Annotated in this window: 3 protein-coding genes; 1 reads left to right on the forward strand and 2 read right to left on the reverse strand. The window is 68.3% G+C overall.

Translation table 11 applies throughout. The features are described 5' to 3' along the window. Position 1: 1 nt before the first annotated feature. Entirely contained in the window at positions 2 to 631 is a 630-nt protein-coding gene (tmk, locus tag AC1DYI_RS33820; RefSeq protein WP_477208484.1) for a dTMP kinase, read from the reverse strand. Then, positions 628 to 1,626, reverse strand: a complete 999-nt coding sequence (gene mltG / locus AC1DYI_RS33825; RefSeq protein WP_477208485.1) for an endolytic transglycosylase MltG — start codon at positions 1,624 to 1,626, stop codon at positions 628 to 630. The genes tmk and mltG overlap by 4 nt, the downstream gene beginning before the upstream one ends. Before the next feature lie 59 nt (positions 1,627 to 1,685). On the opposite strand from mltG, the gene AC1DYI_RS33830 reads away from it, so the two are divergent. Continuing rightward, positions 1,686 to 2,061 (forward strand): YgfZ/GcvT domain-containing protein (locus tag AC1DYI_RS33830; protein WP_477208486.1); only part of this gene is annotated, 376 nt, incomplete at its 3' end.

Consider the following 2,061-nt stretch of genomic DNA (forward strand, 5'->3'; position numbering starts at 1 on the left):
GTCAAGCACCGGCGCGCCCCACGGCCTTGGCGACAGCTGCCAGCACGGCAGCGCGCACCACCGGCACCTCGGCATCGGCGTCGATGCGCTGCACACGCTGCGGCGCTGCCTCGCAGCGCGCCGCATAGCCGCTGCGCACGCGCTCGAAAAAGGCTTCGGCCTCGCGCTCGAGCCGGTCGGGCTCGCGCGCCGCGGCGCGGCGGTGTGCGGCCACCACTGGGGGCACGTCGAACCACAGCGTCAAATCAGGTTGCAGACCCTGCTGCACCCACTGCTCCAGCGTCGACAACACCGCCAAGTCAAAGCCGCGGCCGGCGCCTTGGTAGGCGAAGGTCGCGTCGGTGAAGCGGTCGCACAGCACCGTGGTGCCGGCGGCCAGCGCTGGCTCGATGCGGGTGTGAAGATGGTCGCGCCGGGCGGCGAAGACCAGCAGCGCTTCGCACAACGCATCCATCGGCTCGTGCAGGAACAGCTCACGCAGCTTCTCCGCCAGCGGCGTGCCGCCGGGCTCGCGGGTCAGCAGCACCTCGTCGCCTTGCTCGCGCAAGGCTTCGGCCACGGCTTCGATGTGGGTCGATTTGCCGGCGCCGTCGATGCCTTCGAAGGTGATGAAGCGGCCACGGGTGCTCACTTGCGCGGGCCTTTCTGGAACTGGTTGACCGCCCGATTATGGTCGTCCAGGGTGTCCGAAAAGACGCTGGAGCCGTCGCCGCGCGCCACGAAGTACAAGGCCTTGCTCGGGTCGGGCTTGAGCACCGCCTGCAGCGACGCCAGGCCCGGCATCGCGATCGGCGTCGGTGGCAGGCCGGCCCGGGTGTAGGTGTTCCAGGGCGTGTCGGTCGTCAGGTCGACGCGGCGCAGGTTGCCGTCGAACTTGGTGCCCAACCCATAGATGACGGTGGGGTCGCTTTGCAGCGGCATGCCGAGCTTGAGCCGGTTGACGAACACAGCAGCGACGCGACCACGATCGCCCGGCGTACCGGTTTCCTTCTCGACGATCGAGGCCAGCACCAGCGCCGCTTCGGGGTTGGGCAGCGGCAGGCCTTCGGCGCGCGTCGGCCAGGCTTCTTCGATGCGCCGCGTCATCGCGGCCACGGCACGGCGCAACACCGTCAAGTCGCTGACGCCGCGGCTGTAGGCATAGGTGTCAGGGAACACATGGCCCTCGACCACGCCGCCGGGCAGCTCCAACAGCTTGGCGACCTGCTCGTCGGTCAAACCTTGAATCGACTGTTTCAGATTCGGCGCATCAACCAACGCCTGGCGCACCTGGCGGAAGGTCCAGCCGTCGATCAGGCGCAGGTTTTCCAGCACCTCATCGCCGCGGACCATCTTGTCCAACAGGTCGCGCGGGGTTGTACCGGCGCCGATTTCATAGCTGCCGGCACGGATCTTCCGTGCCTGGCCGGACCAGCGGAACCACTGGTACAGCAGCTCGGTCGGTGCATCGACGCCAGCGTCCACCCACAGGCGAACGACCTCGCGCGGCGTGGTGCCAGGCTCGATCGAGACCTCGACCCGTTCGCTGCGCAACGGCAAAGGCCGGCCCAGCCACCACCAGCCGGCGGCTGCGGCTGCCACGAGCAGCAGCAACGCCACGACGAAGAACTTGCGCAACCGCCTCATGCCAGTGAAGGTATCCCCAGAGGGCTCTCGAACATAGGGCGGCGATGATAATCGTCGGCATGACTGACCTGGCCCTGGCTCCCGCTGCACTCGCCCCCGCTTCTTCCGCCGCGCTGCAAGGCGCTGTCCGTTTGTCCGACTGGGGCGTGATACGCGCCCAAGGGGCCGAGGCCGCCAGCTTCTTGCAGGGCCAACTGACCAGCGACGTGGTTGGCCTGGCGCGCGGCCAGGCCACGCTCGCGGGCTACTGCTCGGTAAAAGGACGACTGCTGGCCAGCTTCATCATCTGGTCGCCGGCACCCGACGAAGTCCTGCTGGCCTGCTCGGCCGACCTGCTGGGCCCGACGCTGAAACGCTTGTCGATGTTCGTGCTGCGCGCCAAGTGCAAACTGAGCGACGCGAGCGCGGAGGTTTCGCTATGGGGTCTGGCCGGCC

This window comes from Ideonella sp. P3_A4 (assembly GCF_056403075.1).

Bases quoted from the DNA above. Each gene is read 5' to 3' on its own strand.
- mltG (WP_477208485.1), bottom strand. From the start codon at position 1,626: ATGAGGCGGTTGCGCAAGTTCTTCGTCGTGGCGTTGCTGCTGCTCGTG.